General features: G+C 70.4%; 16 protein-coding genes, 1 tRNA gene and 1 pseudogene. 7 read left to right on the forward strand and 11 right to left on the reverse strand.

The window, feature by feature from the left end:
- The first annotated feature begins 19 nt into the window (after positions 1 to 19).
- From AB0D14_RS12515 to AB0D14_RS12530, 4 genes are all read left to right on the forward strand, one after another.
- Positions 20 to 931 carry an ABC transporter ATP-binding protein gene (locus AB0D14_RS12515; RefSeq protein ID WP_362777575.1) on the forward strand — a complete coding sequence of 304 codons (912 nt, stop codon included), beginning with the start codon at positions 20 to 22 and terminating at the stop codon, positions 929 to 931.
- Between the two features lie 11 nt (positions 932 to 942).
- Positions 943 to 1662, forward strand: coding sequence for an ABC transporter permease (locus AB0D14_RS12520; protein ID WP_362777578.1), 720 nt, complete (start codon positions 943 to 945; stop codon positions 1660 to 1662).
- 147 nt (positions 1663 to 1809) lie between these two features.
- The gene (locus AB0D14_RS12525) at positions 1810 to 2070 is read left to right on the forward strand and encodes a hypothetical protein (protein ID WP_362777580.1); all 261 of its coding nucleotides are present in this window, start codon (positions 1810 to 1812) and stop codon (positions 2068 to 2070) included.
- 293 nt (positions 2071 to 2363) lie between these two features.
- Positions 2364 to 2453 (forward strand) — tRNA-Ser (locus tag AB0D14_RS12530).
- A gap of 115 nt (positions 2454 to 2568) precedes the next feature.
- On the opposite strand, the gene AB0D14_RS12535 is transcribed toward AB0D14_RS12530, so the two are convergent.
- From AB0D14_RS12535 to AB0D14_RS12575, 9 genes and pseudogenes are all read right to left on the reverse strand, one after another.
- Positions 2569 to 3399 (reverse strand): HAD family hydrolase, encoded by an 831-nt coding sequence (locus tag AB0D14_RS12535; protein WP_362777583.1) that lies wholly within the window; start codon positions 3397 to 3399, stop codon positions 2569 to 2571.
- The gene (serS, locus tag AB0D14_RS12540; RefSeq protein WP_362777586.1) at positions 3396 to 4673 is read right to left on the reverse strand and encodes a serine--tRNA ligase; all 1278 of its coding nucleotides are present in this window, start codon (positions 4671 to 4673) and stop codon (positions 3396 to 3398) included. Before serS ends, AB0D14_RS12535 begins: the two co-directional genes overlap by 4 nt.
- A 594-nt stretch (positions 4674 to 5267) precedes the next feature.
- Positions 5268 to 6200 carry a prephenate dehydratase gene (gene pheA / locus AB0D14_RS12545; RefSeq protein WP_362777589.1) on the reverse strand — a complete coding sequence of 311 codons (933 nt, stop codon included), beginning with the start codon at positions 6198 to 6200 and terminating at the stop codon, positions 5268 to 5270.
- A 68-nt stretch (positions 6201 to 6268) separates the two neighbouring features.
- Positions 6269 to 7702 carry an iron uptake transporter deferrochelatase/peroxidase subunit gene (gene efeB, locus AB0D14_RS12550; RefSeq protein WP_362777592.1) on the reverse strand — a complete coding sequence of 478 codons (1434 nt, stop codon included), beginning with the start codon at positions 7700 to 7702 and terminating at the stop codon, positions 6269 to 6271.
- Between the two features lie 8 nt (positions 7703 to 7710).
- Positions 7711 to 9645, reverse strand: a complete 1935-nt coding sequence (locus AB0D14_RS12555) for a copper resistance protein CopC (protein ID WP_362777594.1) — start codon at positions 9643 to 9645, stop codon at positions 7711 to 7713.
- Between the two features lie 170 nt (positions 9646 to 9815).
- Positions 9816 to 10235: pseudogene (locus AB0D14_RS12560) on the reverse strand (copper chaperone PCu(A)C); the annotation flags it as partial.
- Between the two features lie 62 nt (positions 10236 to 10297).
- A complete protein-coding gene (locus tag AB0D14_RS12565; protein WP_362777597.1) occupies positions 10298 to 10972 on the reverse strand; it encodes an SCO family protein in 675 nt (224 codons plus the stop codon).
- A 120-nt stretch (positions 10973 to 11092) separates the two neighbouring features.
- Positions 11093 to 11836 carry a YcnI family protein gene (locus tag AB0D14_RS12570; RefSeq protein WP_362777600.1) on the reverse strand — a complete coding sequence of 248 codons (744 nt, stop codon included), beginning with the start codon at positions 11834 to 11836 and terminating at the stop codon, positions 11093 to 11095.
- A 130-nt stretch (positions 11837 to 11966) separates the two neighbouring features.
- Positions 11967 to 12830 carry a hypothetical protein gene (locus AB0D14_RS12575; protein ID WP_362777603.1) on the reverse strand — a complete coding sequence of 288 codons (864 nt, stop codon included), beginning with the start codon at positions 12828 to 12830 and terminating at the stop codon, positions 11967 to 11969.
- 243 nt (positions 12831 to 13073) lie between these two features.
- Between AB0D14_RS12575 and AB0D14_RS12580 the strand changes: the two genes are divergently transcribed.
- The 3 genes from AB0D14_RS12580 (at position 13074) to AB0D14_RS12590 (ending at position 15102) form a co-directional block, all read left to right on the forward strand.
- Positions 13074 to 13550 (forward strand): ATP-binding protein, encoded by a 477-nt coding sequence (locus tag AB0D14_RS12580; RefSeq protein ID WP_362777605.1) that lies wholly within the window; start codon positions 13074 to 13076, stop codon positions 13548 to 13550.
- Positions 13551 to 13692: 142 nt separating this feature from the next.
- A complete protein-coding gene (locus AB0D14_RS12585; RefSeq protein WP_362777607.1) occupies positions 13693 to 14250 on the forward strand; it encodes a hypothetical protein in 558 nt (185 codons plus the stop codon).
- Between the two features lie 12 nt (positions 14251 to 14262).
- Complete coding sequence (locus AB0D14_RS12590; protein ID WP_362777610.1) at positions 14263 to 15102, forward strand: triphosphoribosyl-dephospho-CoA synthase; 840 nt, start codon at positions 14263 to 14265, stop codon at positions 15100 to 15102.
- Here AB0D14_RS12590 and AB0D14_RS12595 read toward each other — a convergent pair.
- Both AB0D14_RS12595 and AB0D14_RS12600 read right to left on the reverse strand, forming a co-directional pair.
- Positions 15077 to 16462: an MFS transporter gene (locus tag AB0D14_RS12595; protein WP_362777613.1), complete on the reverse strand. Its 1386-nt coding sequence runs from the start codon at positions 16460 to 16462 to the stop codon at positions 15077 to 15079. The two genes, AB0D14_RS12590 and AB0D14_RS12595, sit on opposite strands and share 26 nt — an antisense overlap.
- A gap of 99 nt (positions 16463 to 16561) precedes the next feature.
- On the reverse strand, positions 16562 to 17929 hold the full coding sequence (locus tag AB0D14_RS12600; protein WP_362777616.1) for a PLP-dependent aminotransferase family protein: 1368 nt from the start codon (positions 17927 to 17929) through the stop codon (positions 16562 to 16564).
- Positions 17930 to 18025: the final 96 nt, after the last annotated feature.

An 18025-nucleotide genomic window follows, 5' to 3' on the forward strand; every position in this document is an offset into this window, starting at 1 on the left:
CAAGGAACGGGCCGCGCCCATGAGCACCCTCACCATCGACCACGTATCACGCTGGTTCGGCAACGTGGTGGCCGTCAACGACATCACCATGACCATCGGTCCGGGCGTCACCGGCCTGCTCGGCCCGAACGGTGCCGGGAAGTCCACCCTCATCAACATGATGGGCGGCTTCCTGGCCCCTTCCACCGGCTCCGTCACCCTCGACGGCAGGCCGACCTGGCGCAATGAAGAGATCTACAAGCAGATCGGCATCGTCCCCGAGCGCGAGGCGATGTACGACTTCCTCACGGGCCTCGAATTCGTCGTCGCTAACGCCGAATTGCACGGCCTCGGCGACAAGGCCGCCCATCGGGCCCTCGCCACGGTCGAGATGGAGTACGCGCAGGACCGGAAGATCTCGACGTACTCCAAGGGCATGCGTCAGCGCGTGAAGATGGCCTCGGCGCTCGTCCACAACCCGTCGCTGCTGCTGCTCGACGAGCCCTTCAACGGCATGGACCCGCGCCAGCGCATGCAGCTGATGGACCTGCTGCGGCGCATGGGCGACGAGGGCCGTACGGTCCTCTTCTCCTCGCACATTCTTGAGGAGGTCGAGCAACTCGCCTCGCACATCGAGGTGATCGTCGCCGGACGGCACGCGGCGAGCGGTGACTTCCGCCGGATCCGCCGCCTGATGATCGACCGCCCGCACCGCTATCTGGTCCGTTCCAGCGACGACCGCGCGCTCGCGGCCGCGCTCATCGCCGACCCGTCGACGTCCGGCATCGAGGTGGACCTCCAGGAGGGCGCGCTGCGCATCCAGGCCGTCGACTTCCCCCGCTTCACGGCACTGCTGCCGCGGGTGGCCCGCGACCACGGCATCCGGCTGCTCACGGTCTCGCCGTCCGACGAGTCCCTCGAGTCCGTCTTCTCGTATCTCGTCGCGGCGTAGGAGGCCGAAAGATGTACGACCCCACAGTCGCCCGGCTCACCTACCGCGGCCTTCTCGGCCGCCGCAGGGCCCTCATCCTGGGCGCCCTGCCCGTCCTGCTGATCGTCATCTCCGTGGCCGTACGAAGCTTCACGGGCGCCGACGACCAGGTGGCCGCAGACCTTCTCGGCGGGTTCGCGCTCGCCACGATGGTGCCCATCATCGGCGTCATCGCGGGCACCGGCGCGATCGGCCCCGAAATCGACGACGGCTCGGTCGTCTACCTGCTCGCCAAGCCGGTCAAGCGCCCCACGATCATCTTCACCAAGCTGATCGTCGCCGTCGCCGTCACCATGGTCTTCTCGGCGGTCCCGACGTTCCTCGCCGGGCTGATCCTCAACGGCAACGGCCAGCAGGTCGCCGTCGCCTACACGGTGGCCGCGCTGGTCGCCTCCATCGCGTACGCCGCGCTCTTCCTGCTGCTCGGCACCATCACGCGGCACGCGGTGGTCTTCGGGCTCGTCTACGCCCTCGTGTGGGAGGCGCTCTTCGGGACGCTGGTCTCCGGGGCGAAGACGCTCAGCGTCCAGCAGTGGTCGCTCGCCGTGGCCCAAAAGGTGTCCGGCGGTGATCTCGTCACCTCGGACGTGAGCCTCACCACCGGCACGGTCCTGCTGGTCGTGGTGACCGTCGCCGCCACCTGGTTCGCCGGTCAGAAACTGCGGACGCTGACGCTGGCCGGCGAGGAGTAGCCCTTCCAGGCCCCGGACACTTTCAGGCCCCGGACAGTCGATGCGGCTCCACGCGTGCGTGGAGCCGCATCTGTTTGTGATCTTGAAGTCGGTTTTACGCGGGTACCGGCACACTTGCCCGAGGGGATGCGACGAGGAGGAACGAGGATGGCAGCGCAGGCACCACGGAGCGAGGGACAGGGCCCGGGCGAAGGTCAGGGGGAGGCCGACGAGGGGGTCTGGGACGAACTCGTCCTCGACGAGGACTTCATACGGTCCGCCGATACGGCCGAGCCGTCCGCTCGCGCCCGTATGCTCGCGGCCCGCTGGCGCGAAGGCGGCCCCGATCCGCAGCCCTGGCGCTCCGACGAGCCGCCCGCGGGGTGGTTCTTCAGCAAGGTGCGGCGACGTAGGTGGCGGCGCCGGTAGCTGCCTCGGGCGGCCTCGCCGGTCGGCCCACCGGGCGGCGCGCTCGGCCGGTGATTAATTCGGTGGCGTGCAACTCGGCTTACGGGCACAGTGGTTATGTCCAAGCCGCCGGGTTCCTCCGGCGCCACAGTCCGGGAGAGGAGTGCGACGATGCCTGTCAGTAGCAGTTCGTCGAACTCCCAGCAGGGCAGCGTGCGGGCTCCGGAGTAGTCACCTCCGTCGAGTCCGCCCCGTACGGGGAGCTGCCCGGGGCGGCCGCTTCGAGCGCGCACCTTGGCGCGGGCCGCCCACCCGGAGGATTGGCCGAGCGGTAAGGCGCCGGCTTGCTAAGCCGTGGTCGGGTTCTTGAGCCCGCGCGCGTTCGATCCGCGCATCCTCCACCAGACGCTGTCGCTTTGACTCGGCGGGCTTTCAAGTGCCGCTTCGCGGCGGAAACCTTCCCACGCACCCGCCCGTTGTGCGCCAGCAGCAGCCCAGCAGCGGTATCCGAAGAGACCGCTAGCCCAGCAAATTCTCCAGGACCACCGCGATGCCGTCCTCGTCGTTGGACAGGGTCATCTCGTCCGCCACGGCCTTGAGTTCCTCGTGGGCGTTGGCCATCGCCACGCCGCGTGCCGACCACGCGAACATCGGTATGTCGTTCGGCATGTCGCCGAAGGCGATCGTGTCGGCGGCCTTCACACCCAGGCGACGGGCCGCCAGTGAGAGCCCCGTGGCCTTCGACAGACCCAGGGGCAGGATCTCCACGATGCCCTCGCCCGCCATCACGATGCTCACCAGGCTGCCGGCCGCCGCCCGCGCCGCGGACGTCAGTTCGTCGTCGGTGAGGCGGGGGTGCTGGATGTACATCTTGGTCAGGGGCTCGGCCCAGAGCTCGGCCACGTCGCTGATCGGGACGGCCTGCAGCTGGCCCTGCACCCGATAGCCGGGACCGACCAGGACGTCACCGTCGATGCCGTCGCGGCTCGCGGCGAGGGCCAGCGGACCGGCCTCCGCCTCGATCTTGGCGAGCGCGAGCCCCGCCATCTGCCGGTCGAGGGTCACCGATGTGAGCAGACGGTGCGCTCCGGCGTCGTACAGCTGTGCGCCCTGACCACACACCGCGAGTCCCTCGTACCCGAGGTCGTCGAGGATGTACCGGGTCCAGGGAACCGCTCGGCCGGTGACGACGAGGTGCGCGGCACCCGCCACGGTGGCCGCGGCGAGTGCCTCACGCGTGCGCTCCGAGACCGTGCCGTCGGAACGCAGCAACGTTCCGTCGAGATCTGTCGCGACGAGCTTGTAGGGGAACGCTCCGGCCGACCCGGCCGGCCCAGTGGTGCCGGTCACTTGGCGATCGGCTCCAGTACCTCACGGCCGCCCAGGTACGGGCGCAGCACTTCGGGCACCCGTACGGAGCCGTCGGCCAGCTGGTGGTTCTCCAGGATCGCCACGATCGTGCGCGGGACGGCGCACAGCGTGCCGTTCAGCGTCGCGAGCGGCTGCACCTTCTTGCCGTCCCGCATGCGTACCGACAGACGGCGGGCCTGGAAGCCGTCGCAGTTTGAGGCGGAGGTCAGCTCGCGGTATTTGCCCTGGGTCGGGATCCAGGCCTCGCAGTCGAACTTGCGCGAGGCGGACGAGCCCAGGTCGCCCGACGCCACGTCGATGACCTGGAAGGGCAGACCGAGGCCGGTCAGCCACTGCTTCTCCCACTGCAGGAGCCGCTGGTGCTCGTTCTCCGCGTCCTCGGGATTGACGTACGAGAACATCTCGACCTTGTCGAACTGGTGCACGCGGAAGATGCCCCGGGTGTCCTTGCCGTACGTGCCGGCCTCGCGGCGGAAGCACGGCGAGAAGCCCGCGTAGCGCAGCGGCAGCTTGTCGGCGTCGAGGATCTCGTCCATGTGGTACGCCGCGAGCGGGACCTCGGAGGTACCGACCAGGTAGTAGTCGTCCTTCTCCAGGTGGTACACGTTCTCCGCGGCCTGGCCGAGGAAGCCGGTGCCCTCCATGGCGCGCGGGCGGACCAGCGCCGGGGTCAGCATCGGGATGAAGCCGGCCTCCGTCGCCTGCGCGATCGCCGCGTTGACGAGCGCGAGCTCCAGAAGCGCGCCGACCCCCGTCAGGTAGTAGAAGCGCGAGCCGGACACCTTGGCCCCGCGCTCGACGTCGATGGCGCCCAGCGCCTCGCCGAGCTCCAGGTGGTCCTTGGGCTCGAAGCCCTCGGCGCCGAAGTCGCGGATCGCGCCGTGCGTCTCCAGGACGACGAAGTCCTCCTCGCCGCCGACGGGGACGTCGGGGTGCACGAGGTTGCCGAGCTGCTTGAGGAGGCGCTTGGTCTCCTCGTCCGCCTCGTGCTGCTCGGCGTCGGCCGCCTTGACGTCGGCTGAGAGCCGGCCGGCCTTCTGGAGCAGCTCGGCCTTCTCGTCACCCGAGGCCTTGGGAATGAGCTTGCCGAGCGCCCTCTGCTCGGAGCGCAGCTCGTCGAAGCGGACGCCGGACGACCTGCGCCGCTCGTCGGCGGAGAGGAGGGCGTCGACGAGCGCGACGTCCTCTCCACGGGCGCGCTGGGAAGCGCGAACACGGTCGGGGTCCTCACGGAGCAGGCGAAGGTCAATCACCCCGCAAGGCTACCGGTGCTGGGTTCCGGGACACGACCCGGTATTCCGATCTGTAACTTCTGTCATGTTTTGGGGGAATTCTCGGCTTACTTGAATTACGTCAACAGAAAGAGTCCAACTCCCTGGAACGGGGCGGGTGGGGTGTGTCGGTTGACTCGACTTCCCTGCGGAACAAGGGACTTGGGGTGAGGGTTGTCCACAGGAGTCCGCGATCCGGAAAAGTTATCCACAGGCTGTGCGAAAGATCTGTGGACACCGGAAGTGATCGTTCCGAAAGCCGCATCCTGGACGAGGAATTCCCGACGCAAACCCTCCCTACACCCACGTTCGGGTGGAAATGGTTCCCTCTAAGGGATTGGTCAGGGAAAACGGGTGGACGAAGGGTGACCTGCGGGGCTGTGGACGCAGTTGTGGGTTGTAGGCCGATTTGTCGACTGAGTCACGATTCGTTGTCGACTTGTCCCCAGGTCGAGAAGCCAGCCTGTGGATAACTCTGTGGATGGAGAAAATCTGCAGGTAGGACCGACTGGACCGACTGGACTGGACGGACCGACTGGGCCCGGAGCCGACAGGACAGGACCGACTAGAAACCGACTAGAAACGGCCGTCCTGGCAGCGGGCCAGCCAGTCCGAGGCCGCCGCGAAGTCACCGTCCGACGTACCGGCCCGCAGTGCGTGCATGTCCTTGGGGTCGACGTCGGCCTGCGGATAGGACCCGAGGAACCGCACCTGTGGGCAGACCCGCTTGAGTCCCATCAGTGCCTCGGCCACCCGGCGGTCCGAGATGTGCCCCTCCGCGTCGATGGCGAAGCAGTAGTTGCCGATGCCCTCGCCGGTCGGCCGGGACTGGAGCAGCATCAGGTTGACGCCGCGGACGGCGAACTCCTGGAGCAGTTCGAGCAGGGCACCCGGGTGGTCGTCGCGCTGCCAGATGACCACGGACGTCTTGTCCGCGCCGGTGGGCGCCGCGGGCCGGGCGGGCCTGCCCACCAGGACGAACCGGGTCTGTGCGTTCTCCGCGTCGTGGATCTCGGTCTCCAGGGCCTCCAGGCCGTACCGCGCCGCCGCGAACTCGCCCGCGAAGGCCGCGTCGTAGCGCCCCTCCTGCACCAGGCGGGCGCCGTCCGCGTTGGAGGCCGCCGACTCCCAGATGACATCGGGGAGGTTCGCCCTCATCCAGTTGCGCACCTGCGGCTGGGCGGCCGGGTGGGCGGAGACCGTCTTGATCTCGGAGAGCTTCGTGCCGGGGCGGACCAACAGTGCGAAGGTGATCGAGAGGAGCACTTCGCGGTAGATCATCAGCGGTTCGCCGACGGCCAGTTGGTCGATCGTGGTGGTGATGCCGCCCTCCACCGAGTTCTCGATCGGCACGAACGCGGCCTCGGCCTCGCCGGCCCGGACGGCGTCCAGCGCCGCGGGGACGGACACCATCGGGATGAGCTGCCGGGTGGCCGACTCCGGAAGAGTCCGCAGGGCCACTTCGGTGAAGGTGCCCTCGGGGCCGAGATACGCGTAGCTGGCTGGCATGGCCTCACCCTAATGGGCCTTGCAGAACCCGGCTCACGCTTCTGGCACTACGCCTCGGCGAGCTGAACTCACCCCTCCAGCAGCTTCTGCCCCACGTACTCCCCCTTCGCCGCTCCGCCCGGCACCGCGAACAGCCCGCTCGACTCGTGCCGGACAAAGGTGGACAGCGCGTCCCCGCGGTCGAGCTTGCGCTGCACCGGGACGAAGCCGCGCAACGGGTCGGCCTGCCAGCAGACGAAGAGCAGGCCGGCGTCCGGCACGCCGTCCGCGTCGATGCCGTCGTGGAAGGAGAAGGGCCGGCGGAGCATCGCCGCGCCACCGTTCTCGTCGGGCCGGGCGATACGGGCGTGTGCGTTGATGGGGACCACCAGCTTGCCGTCGCCGCCGGTTTTCTCCAGGTCCATCGCGGTCGTCTCGGTACCGCCGGAAAGCGCCGCCCCATCGGACTTCCGGCGCCCGATCACGTCCTCCTGGTCCTTGACCGAGAGCTTCTCCCAGTCGTCGAGGAGCATCCGGATACGGCGTACGACGGCGTACGAGCCGCCCGCCATCCAGGGCGGGTCGCCCGCGTCGGGTACGAGGATCCGCCGGTCGAAGTCGGGCTCCGACGGTTTCGGATTACGGGTGCCGTCGATCTGCCCCATCAGATTGCGGGTCGTCATCGGCCGGGTGGTGGCGCCGGGCGAACGGTTGAAGCCGTTCATCTGCCAGCGCACCGTGGCCGCGCGGCCCGCGTCCTGCTGGATCGCGCGCAGGGCGTGGAAGGCGACGAGGGAGTCGTTCGCACCGATCTGGACCCACAGGTCGCCGTTGCTGCGGGCTTTGTCGAGGTGGTCCGAGGAGAAGTCGGGCAGCGGGTCGAGGGCGATCGGGCGCTGCTTCTCCAGTCCCGTACGGGCGAAGAAGCTGTGGCCGAAGCCGAAGGTGATCGTGAGGGACGAGGGCCCGGCGTCGCGCGCCACGTCCGTGTCGCCGCTCTCGGCCGCCTCGCCAGCCATCAGCCGCTGGGCGGTCGTCGACCAGCGTCGCAGCAGGGCGGCCGCCTCCCGGCGGCCCGCGCCCGTCGCCAGGTCGAAGGCGACGAGGTGGCCGCGGGCCTGCAGGGCGGTCGTGATGCCCGGCTGATGTTTCCCGTGAAACATCACCTCGTCCGCGCCCACCGAGTTGAGGAGCGCGGTCCGGTCGGCGGAGGGCGCGGAGGCGTACCCGGCGGCTCCGCCCGCCGCACCGAGCGCGAGGCCCGTGGCACCGGCGGTGCCGAGCAGGCGCCGCCGCGAGACGGCGCCCCTGGAGGAGGGCTGCCGGGACTCCGGGGAATCGGCCTCCCCTGGAGGGCCCTTTTCGGAACGGGCACTCTCGGAACCTGAGACAGCCTTCTTGGGGGACGCCCCTTCTTGAGAGACGTCCGGAGGGGAGGCCTTCGAAGGGGAGGTCTTCGAAGGGGTGGTCTTCGACGTGGAGGCCTTCGAAGAGGGGGTCTTCGGGGTGGACTGTTCAGCCATGGTGTCGTTCAGCCGATCTGCGCGTTCTTGTCCACGGTCACCTGGTCGATGTCGGATGTCCGTACGGTCACCGCGATCTGCCAGCTGCCTGCCATCGGGATCTGCACCCCGCTCGCCGTCCAGTGTCCGGTGGCGATGCGGTCGGGGACCACGGGCAGCGGCCCGATGTCATTCGCCTTCAGGGTGAAGGCGACCTTGACCTCGGGAATGTCGAAGGCCTTGCCGTTCGGCCGCTCCACGTAGACGTGCATGTCGTTGCCGCCGACGCGGGCCGGGTCCAGCTCGACGCGGGCTATGCCCTTGCCGTCCTCGCTCCCCGTGTCGAACGGGATGTCCAGCGACAGCGCCTCACCGGTCTGCTCCGAGGTGGTGGCGGTGGCCGCCTTGGACTCCTCCTCCGTGCGTCCGGGTTCGGTGGACGTGAGCACGGTGGTGACGGCCAGCAGGACGACCGCTACGCCCGCCTCGGCGAGCACCGAGCGGCGAAGGCCCGAGCGGAGCGGGTCGGCGTCCCGAAGGCGCTTCTCGCTCGCCGTGGCCACCGCGGCCCGCTGCCGCGCCAGCTGAGTGGCTCGCTTGCCGTCACCGGTGCCCGCAGAGGCGATTTCCTTCTTGTCCGTACGCCCCTTCGGCGCCTGCGAACCCTTCGGCGCCTGCGAGTCCTTCGCCCCCTTCGAGGCCGAGGCACCGACCGAGGCCTTCACCAGCTCCTTGGCGGGCGGCTGCGCCAGCCGGTCGGTCCAGCGCCGTGAGATCCACGCGATACCGACGAGGACGACCACCAGGCCGACCTTGATCAGCAGCAGCTGTCCGTACCACGTCCCAGTCAGGGCGGACCATGAGCCGACCTGCCGCCACGACTGGTAGACACCGGTCACGATCAGCACGGCCACACTGCCGAACGCGACGCGGGAGAAGCGGCGTACGGCGGACGGTTCGATCGACGGCGCGCGGTAGAGCGCCACCAGCAGCGTCGACAATCCGCCGAGCCAGGTCGCGACGGCGAGCAGGTGCAGGATGTCGGCGGGCATCGCGATACCCGTCTGAAGGCCGGCCGAGGCGTGCTCGGCCATCGCCCACGTCGCGGCGAGACCGGCCGCCACGACAAACCCGCCGATGGCGAGCCCGAAGGTCAGATCGCCCTTCTCCTCGTCGTCCTCACGCTTCTCGTACGCTCCGAAGAGCACGGCGACGAACAGCGCGGCCGCTGCGAGCAGCAGCAGCCGCGACACGAGGGCGGCGCCCGTCTTGGTCTGCAGCACCTGGCTGAGCAGGCTCAGGTCGAAGATGTCCCCGGCCTTCCCCGAGCCGGTGTACGAGCCGCGCAGCAGCAGCATGGCGAGCGTGGCCCCGGTCAGGGCGAGCCATCCCGTGACCACGAGCCGCTGCACCGCCCGCTCGCCGGTGCCACGCTGCCAGCAGGCCAGCACGAAGGCCGAACCGCCGACGAGAAGGATGAATCCCGCGTACGACACATAGCGGGCGAATCCGTAGAGCCCGCCCACGACCCCGCCGCCGGCTTCCTGGTCGGACACGGCCACGGAGGTCTTCGAGGGCGCCCCGATGGAGAAGGTGAAGGCGCCGGCGACGGGGTGGCTGTCCGCCGACACCACTTGGTAGGTGACGGTGAACGTGCCGTCGGGCAGGCCGGAATGCAGCTTCACGGCGTACGAGTTGCCGCCCTGCCCGGACGTCTTGCCGGTGTCGACACGCTCGCCCTTGGGGTCGAGCACGCGTACCGAGCCGTCGGACATCGCGACCTGCTCGGAGAAGGTGAGCGACACCTGGGTGGGCGCCTCGTCGACCACCGCTCCCTGCTGGGGGTCGCTCCTGGTCAGTGCGGCGTGCGCGGAGACGGGCGCGGCCCCGGCGAGGAGCGCGCCGGTGACGGCGAGGAGCAGCAACAGCAGCGTCCGGACACGGGGAGCGATGGTCTGACTCAACGGTGGTCCCTCCCTCAGTGGTGCGATGTCGTGGACGGGTACGTGAACTGCTGTGAGGACGAGAGCGAAGAGAACGCCTGTGAAGACGTCGGTCGTGCGGACGTCGACTGTGCGGACGTCGGCTGCGTAGGTGTCGACCGGGTAGACGACCGCGAGGACGATTTGGTCGCCGTCGACGGCTGGTAGGTGGCGGACTTCACCGGCATCTCGACCTTGATCGGCTCGGACTTCGTGAAGCGCAGCTCCAGGGACACCGTGTCGCCCTCCTTCGGCTTGCGCTTCAGCTTCTCGAACATGAGGTGGTCGCCACCGCTCTTCAGGACGAGCTTGCCGTGGGCGGGGATGTCGAGGTCCTTCACCTGCTCCATCGCCTGCCCGGCGGTCGTGTGGAGGGTGACCTCACCGGCGAGGTCGCTGGTGACGGAGGACAGCTTGTCGCCGGCGCCGCTGTCGTTGGCGATGACCAGGAAGCCGGCCGCCATGGAGTCCGAGACCGGCTGCGGCATGTAGGCGGAGTCCACCGACAGTTCGCCCCCCGACTCGTCGGAGTCCGAGTCTCCGCAGCCCGCCAGGGCCAGCGCGGCGGCCATGACGAGGGCAGCGGCCGACGCCGTACGGCGCGTTGCTGTACGACCCGTCGCCGTACGGCGCGTCACGGCTTCTCTCCCTTGATCAGCTCGGGGAGGTCCTTGGTGTAGTCGTCGACGGTGGCGTCCTCGCCGTACAGCACGTAACCGCCGTCGGTCTTCGGCGAGAAGGCGATGACCTGCGTGCCGTGCATGGAGGTGACCTTGCCGTCCTTGCCCTTGGTCGGCGCCTCGATGGAGATGCCGAGCGTCCGGGCGCCCGCCTGGACCGTGTCGAAAGAGCCGGTCAGGCCGACGACGTCCGGGTCGATACCCTTGAGCCACTTGCCGAGCGCGGCGGAGGTGTCGCGTTCCGGGTCGGTGGTGACGAACACGATGCGGAGCGAGTCCTTCTCGGCCTGGGACAACTGCTTGTCCTGGGCCAGCTGCTTCTTGGCGACGGCGATGTTGTTCATCGTCAGCGGGCAGACGTCGGGGCAGTTGGTGTAGCCGAAGTAGATCAGCGTCGGCTTGCCCTTGGTCGCCTCGCGGAGGTCGTACTTCTTGCCGTGTGTGTCGGTGAGGACGATGTCCGGCTTCTCGAACGGTTTGTCGAGGACCGTGGCGGCCTTCTCCGAGCCGGCCTCGGCGGACACCTCGGAGACAGCGTTGCCACTGTCGCTTTCACCACTGCCACAGGCGGAAAGGGTCAGAGCGGCCGCGGCGAACAGAGCCGCCACGGGGTACGTCTTCTTGCGCATAGTGCATTCTCCCGGGGACGCCGCTCCCGATTGCCGAGGCACGGGCCCGGATCCCCGGCCGGGGAACGATCGGCCGGGGATCACGGTGGGGCGTCCGACGTTGGGTCGGTCGGACTGGACTTACGCGTTGGTACGCCGACGGCCGGCGAGAACGCCGAACGCCACGCCCGCCACGCCGACGACGATGCCCACGACGCCGAGCACGCGGGCCGTGGTGTCGCTGCTGTCGGCGGAGGCGGCCTCGGTGGGCGAGGCGTTGGCGGCGGCCTTCGCGTCGCCGCTCTCCTCGGAGGCGTCGTCGGAGGCGGCGGAGCCGTGGTGATCGTCGGTGGCGGCCGACAGCGCCAGCACCGGAGCCGGCGTCTCGGGCTCCTCCTCGCCGTCCTTCTGGGTCTCGATCCAGCGCACGACCTCGTTGTCGGAGTACGTCTGGATCGCCTTGAACGCCAGTTCGTCGGTGTCCTCGGGCAGCGCGCCGACGGAGAGCGGGAACTTCTGGAAGTAGCCGGGCTGGATTCCCTTGCCGTCCGCGGTCCAGGTCACCTTGGTGACGGCCTCGTTGATCTTCTCGCCGTGCAGGTCGAGCGGCTTGTCGAGCTTGGACTTGGTGACCTTGACCTTCCAGCCGTCGACGGGCTGCGGCATCACCGAGGCGAGCGGGTGCTCAGCCGGGAAGTTGACCTCCAGCTTGGTGGTCGAGGCGTCGTCGCGCTCGTTCGGCACCTTGAAGTTGACCGTCGCGTAACCGCCCTTGGCGGCCGTGCCCTCGGGCTGCACGCTGACGTGTGCGAACGCGGGACCGGACAGTACGAGGACGGCGGAGGCGGCGACGACACCTGTCGCGGCGATACGAGAAGCCTTCATGGCAGGAAACACTTCGCTTTCAGCACTGGTTCGGTGACGAACTGGGAGGTTGCGCGTGTGAGAGAGCGGGCACACGCGCGTGCCGCACGACGGCACCCCTGGAGTGGTACGTCCGAAGTGGTGCGTCGTGTCAGGCGGCGAGGACGAGTGCCTCGCCGGCCGGCGGACCCCGCCGGACAACCGAGTGCTGAAGAGCGGTCGTACACGGGACCGGTGGCTCGTACCCCCACGAGCGCGGTGCGTCCGGCACCGCCGGGGTCGCGCCGGGCAGGCCCGCCAGCAGGGCGCGTACGAGAGCCAGTGCTCCGCGCAGGGAGACGAGCGCCCCTTCTGCCACACCTTGCGCCACACCGTGTGCCGAGAGCCGCAGGAGGCGACGCAGGGCGATGTCCCCGCGGCGCAGCAGCCACCCGGCGGCGACGGCGGCGAGCACGTGAGCGAGGAGCATCGGCAGTGACGGCAGCATCGGCAGTGACGGCAGCACCGACGCCGGTGTTCCGACGGCGGACGACATGGCGCCCGCCTGCTCGTGCAGGGCGTGAGCGGTGCCCGCGCCCGTGCCGTTCGTGCCGCCGCCACCACCCGTGCCGAGTTGTGCGTCGGCGAGGATCCGCTGTGCCTGGGCGGGGCTGAGTGCCGCGACGGATGCGCCGCACACCAGGCGCGCGGCCCGGGCCACGAGCGAGGTGTCCACGCCCGCGGACGCGGTGGTCGTCGTGCTGTGCTGCCCGAGTCCGAAGAGCGTGTGCAGCACCGTCTGGCCGGTCGCGAGAAGCACGGTGATGCCCGGCAGTGAGCGCTCGCGCCCGGCGAGTGGCGCCGCGACGGCGAAGACGGCGAGGAAACCCATGCCGAGCGACCACAGCGGAACCGTCGCGCAGGAGGCGATGGAGTGACTCACCGCGGCCAGCACGACACAGACCGAGGTGAACACCGCGGCCCTCAGGACCCGGAGATCACCTCCGGTGCGCGCGCGCTGGTGGAGGGCAGTCATGGCGGGCTCATCATCGCACTGGCCTTACCCGCCCCATACGGCAGGTCCACAAGATGACGTACGTTCCACAAGATGACCTACGGTCCGGAAGATCACGTTCTGGTACGAGTCGCCCGCACATACACCGGCAGATGGCGTCGGCACATCCCCCGTATGGGCGGCGTCACGTCAACGGCACGCTTACAACAGGCGCCCAATGGCAATACGTAACGGTATGTCGAGCCGCGGCCAGGAGGCTGGCGCATGAGCATCTGGTGGTCCCTCCATCTTCGGCGTGAGGCGGCGAGTGTTCCGCTCGCCCGGCGCCTGCTGATCGGCACGATGGAGTCGGCGGGGGTGGACCCGGACATCTCCTACGACATCTCCGTCGCGCTGAGTGAGGCCTGTGCCAACGCCGTCGAACACGGGGGTGACTCGGTACAACACGGGGATGACCCGGCGCGCGGGGAACCCACCGAGGCCTACCGGGTCACGGCCTATCTGGACGGCGAGAAGTGCCGGATCGAAGTGACCGACTCGGGGCCGGGATTCCCTTCGGGGCGGAGCCGTGCGCCCCTGCGGCCCTCCCACAGCGACGCCGAGCACGGCAGGGGCCTGTGCCTGATCCAGGAGCTCGCCGACCACGTCCACATCGGCAACAGCTCCGTCAGGGGCGGAGCCGTGGTCAGCTTCGACAAGATGCTCAAGTGGCGCGAGGGCACGCCGCTGATGGCCTTCTGACGGCACCAGGCCGCCCGATCCGACGGTACTAACGCCCGGTACTCCCGCCGATTTCGCGCCGATTTCAGCTTTCCCGGCATTCTCAGGGTGCTCACAGTCTTCACCCATGTTCCTGACGGGTGGTCTCTCTAGCTTTTCTGTCATGACGGGAACACACAAAGGTACGAGCATCACGCGGCGCCGCGTGATCGCGGTCACGGGCGGTACGGCCGCGGCCGGCGGGCTGGCGATCGCCGGATACCAGGCCGCGTCCGCCGACGAGACGACCGGCACGGCCGCCACGGAGACGGCCGCCGCGAGTGGGTCGGCCACGTCGGGCAGCGGTACCTGCGTCCTCATGTCCAGCGTCACCGAGGGCAAGAGCGGAGTCCCGCTGACGCTGCGGATCACCGTGCAGGACACCACCGAGTCCTGCGCCCCGGTGGCCGGGGCGGCCGTGGAGATCTGGCACTGCGACGCCTGGGGCTACTACTCGGGCTGCACGACGGCCAACCCCGGCGGCTCAGCGCCCGCCGAGAGCGAGGACGGCTCGACCGCCGACGACAAGACCTTTGAGAACACCGGCGCGGGTGGCGGTGGCACGCCCCCGAGTGGGGCCGCCCCCAGCGACGCTCCGAGCGCGTCGGCGTCCTCGGCGGCGTCCGTGTCCTCGTCCGCGGCCTCTTCCGCCGCGTCCGCCACTTCCGCCTCCTCCTCGTAAGGAGCCATGCTGATGAGCAGCCGTGAGGACGAGATGCTGGCGCAGGCGGCCGTGGCCGCGCTCACCGGGCAGCTGGCGCTGACGCCCAAGCCAGGACTGCCTGATCCGCGCGATCTCGGCGCCCGCGTGACCGGCGAGGACCACTGCTCGCTGCGCTGGTCGGCCAGGGCGCTGGAACCGGGCCTCGCGGCGATGGCGGCCGCGGCGCGCCGCACCGGCTCGGCGACACCCGAACTCCGGGCGGAGCTCGGGGCGATCGGACGCTGCACCGAGCACTCGGTGGCCCTCGCGGGCGGTGGGCACCGCGGAGCGCTGTGGACGCTCGGTCTGCTGGTCGCCGCCGCGGCCCTGGACCCCCGGGCCACGGGGCGGGACCTGGCCGCGACCGCCAAACGGATCGCCGCACACTCCGACCGGCGGGCGCCACGACGGCCCTCCCGCGGTTCGTCGGTCTCCGCGAAGTACGGTGCGGCCGGCGCGCGGGGCGAGGCCAGGGCCGGGTTCCCGCACGTGCGCCGGGCGTTGGAGACGCTGGCCGCGTCCCGCACCGCGGGTGTCCCCGAGCCGTACGCGCGTCTCGACGCCCTGCTGACCGTGATGTCGACGCTCCAGGACACGGAGTTGCTGTACACGGCCGGACCGCACGGCCTGCGGCACGTCCAGGCGGGCGCCCGCGGGGTCCTGGAGGCGGGCAGCACGTCCACCGGGGCGGGCCGCGCGGCCCTGGCCGCCTTCGACGAGGACCTCCACGCGCGCGCGTGGAGCCCCCGCGGAAGCAGCGGGCTGCTCGCGGGGGCCCTGTTCGCGGACTCGCTCCCGGTGTGGGTCAGTTCACCGGTACCGGCCGCTTGACCGCCGATGCGGGGGCTCGGCTGTCCGTTGCCCACCGCACCGCGGGACCCATCGCGCAGGAGGCCGCCAGCGTCAGACCGCCGAGGAGCAGCCAGCCCGGCGTTCCCCATCCCAGGAGCAGCGCCGTCAGCACCAGCGGGCCGAGCGTCCGCGCCACCGTCACGCCCGTACCGAAGAAGCCCTGGTACTCGCCCACGCGGTCGGCCGGCGCGAGGTCGAAGGAGAGCTGCCAGGACCCCGCCGACTGCTGCATCTCGGCGACGACCTGGAGCCCCGCGCCGACCGTCAGCACGCCGACCGCCGCCCAGGGCGAGATGCCGGCCGACAGGGCGAACACCGCGCATGAGGCCAGCATCACGAACCCCGAACGGCGTACCGCGCGCGTGGCCGACGCCGCGCCCGTCACCCCGCGGGCCATCCGTACCTGGAAGAGCATCACCGCGGCGGTGTTGAGCACGAACAGCGCGGAGACCACCCAGGTCGGAGCCTCGGTCCGCTCGGCGATCCACAGCGGTATGCCCAGGCTCAGCAGTGGCATCCGCAACAGCAGCACGGTGTTGAGCAGTGTCACGACGGCGTAGGGGCGGTCGCGCAGCACGCCGAACGCGCCGCCCCGCCCGGGTTCCTGACCGACGTCGTCCCGCCCGGGTTCCTGAGCGACATCGCTTCGTCCGGGCTCCTGAGCGACGTCGCCTTGTCCGGGCCCCCGACCGACCCCCACGCGCGCGTGCACCGGTTCGACGGCCGGCAGCCGCAGCAGCACCGCCGCGCACAGCAGGAAGCTCGCCGCGTCCAGCGCGAACGCCCCGAGGTAGGCCGCACGCGACCCGGCGTGCAGCGCGAGCCCGCCGAGCCCCGCGCCCACCGCGAGCCCGGCGTTGAGCGTCGACTGGAGGTGCGCGAGCAGCCCCGTCCGCTCCTCCCGGGACACCAGGCCGGCCAGCAGTGCCTGCCGGGCGGCCGCGAGTCCCGACTGAGCGGTCGCGTACGCGCACGCCGCGAGCACGAACGGTACGAAACCGCGTACGACGAGGAAGGACGCCACGGCGAGGCTTGTGGCCAGTGCCAGCAGCACCGCCGTGCCGCGCGGCCCTCGCCGGTCGGCGAGCCGGCCCAGGGGCACGCCCGCCACCGAGCCGACCGCCCACGCGACGGTGAGCCCGAGTCCCACGCGCGCGGGGGCGAGTCCGATGACATGCGTGAAGTAGAGGGCAGAGGTGACGTAGTAGGCGCCGTCCCCGACGGAGTTGCTCAACTGGGCCAGGGCCAGGACCCGCTGCGGGCCCGCGGGCGGGACCACACGCCTCGTCCGCTCGGGAGCCTCGGCTGCGGCCTCGGCTGTTGCTGCTCGGTTCCTCATGGCTACGACGCTATGGGCCCGATGGACCTCTCGGCAGGCCCAATAAGTGTGCGATTCTATGGCCCAATTACGCCCTGGGGGTCCCTCCGAAACATGGCTTCAGGGGCCCTCCAGTACCTGGCCCAGCGCTTCCAGCGCCTCTGGGTAGACCCGTTCCCGAGGCGTCCCGTACCCCACCACGAGCCCCTGCGGCCGCCCGTCGCCCGACCCGTGCCAGTGCTCGCCGAGATGTCCCACCGCGAGCCCCTTCTCGGCGGCCCGCGCCAGCACCGCCCCCTCGTCCGCCACGTCGACCAGGGCGTGCAGCCCCGCCGCGATGCCCCGCACCCCCCGCCGCTCGCCCAGCAGGTCCAGCAACTGGTCCCGGCGCCGCCGGTAACGCAGCCGGCACGCCCGTACGTGCCGGTCGTAGGCGTGGCTGGTGATCAGCTCGGCGAGGGCCAGCTGGCCGATGGACTCGGTGTGGTGGTCGCTGTGCAGCTTGGCGTCGGTGACCGCGTCGACGAGGTGCGGCGGCAGCACCATCCAGCCGAGCCGCAGAGCGGGCCCGAGCGTCTTGGAGGCCGTCCCCAGGTAGACCACCTGCCCGGGTGACATCCCCTGGAGGGCGCCCACGGGCTGCCGGTCGTAACGGAACTCCCCGTCGTAGTCGTCCTCGACGATCACCCCTCCACGCGCGCGTGCCCAGTCCGTGAGGGCGCGTCGACGCTCCGGGTGCAGGGTCACTCCGGTCGGGTACTGGTGCGCGGGCGTGACCACGACCGCCGCCGCGTCACCCAGCTGCCGCACCCGGACGCCCTTCTCGTCGACCTCCGCGGCAACCACCGTCCCGCCGTGGTGCCGCACCACGCCCCGGTGGAAGGGCAGCCCCGGGTCCTCCATCGCGATCGTGCCGCCGTCCAGCACGCGCGTGAGCAGTGCGAGCCCCTGTACGTATCCGGTCGTGACCACGATCCGCTCGGGCGGCGCGATCACGCCGCGCGCCCGCCCCAGGTACCCCGACAACGCCGTCCGCAGTTCGATCCGGCCGCGCGGATCCCCGTAGTCGTACGCCAGGGAGGGCGCCGTCGCGATCGCCAGGCGCAGCGCCCGCAACCAGGCCGCCGCCGGAAACGTACCGACGTCCGGGCTGCCGGGCCGCAGATCGAAACGGGGTGCACGCGCGCGTGGCGACGCCCCCGGGGAGGCCGCGTCCACGGGGGGCAGCGGGGCGACCTGGGTGCCGGCTCCCTGCCGCGCGGTGAGATACCCCTCGGCGACGAGCTGGTCGTACGCCGCCTTTGCCGTGCCCCGCGAGATCCCGAGCTCGACAGCGAGCCGCCGGGTCGCCGGCAGCCGCGTCCCGGGGGCCAGTCGTCCGTCCCGGACGGCGTCGCGCAACGCCCGTTCGAGCCCGGCGCGACGTCCGTCGGCGGCGTCGGGTTCGAGGTGGAGGTCGACACCGACGCCGGACCAGAACGAGTCCACCGATCCGATCCCCCTCCAGATTCCCCTTGTTGTCACCCGTGGACGAAAACGGCCGGGCACCCCTTCGGTACCCGGCCGCCAGTTCCGTACCAGCCC

The organism is Streptomyces sp. NPDC048484 (assembly GCF_040651415.1).
Lineage (GTDB): Bacteria > Actinomycetota > Actinomycetes > Streptomycetales > Streptomycetaceae > Streptomyces.